1 protein-coding gene is annotated in these 342 nt (G+C 64.0%); it reads right to left on the reverse strand.

Going from position 1 to position 342, the window contains the following annotated elements; genetic code table 11:
• A partial coding sequence (locus tag B4L76_RS22390) for a response regulator (protein WP_296235272.1) occupies positions 1–300 on the reverse strand: 300 nt, incomplete at its 3' end.
• Between the last annotated feature and the right edge of the window lie 42 nt (positions 301–342).

Below are 342 nucleotides of genomic sequence, written 5' to 3' on the forward strand. Positions count from 1 at the left end.
GACCAGGTAATCATCGGCGCCGGCGGCCAGGGCTTCAACCTTGTCTTGCCAGTTGCCACGCGCGGTGAGGATGAGAATCGGGAAGGTCTGGTCCTGGCTGCGCAGGCGGGTGATCAGCTCCAGGCCGCTGATGCCGGGCAGGCCGAGATCGATGATGGCCAGGTCGAAATGGTACTGCCCGGCCTGGTACAGCGCCTCCTCGGCATTGCCTACGGCCTCGACCACATGGCCGCTTTCGCCCAGGCGGGTAAAGAGGTGATGGCGAAGCAAGGCTTCGTCCTCGACCACCAGCAGTTTCATGTGCAGCTCCTTGTCGTATTGCCTGTGCCGGCCCTTCGCGGG

The organism is Pseudomonas sp. UBA4617, from assembly GCF_002386445.1.
Taxonomy (GTDB): Bacteria; Pseudomonadota; Gammaproteobacteria; order Pseudomonadales; family Pseudomonadaceae; genus Aquipseudomonas.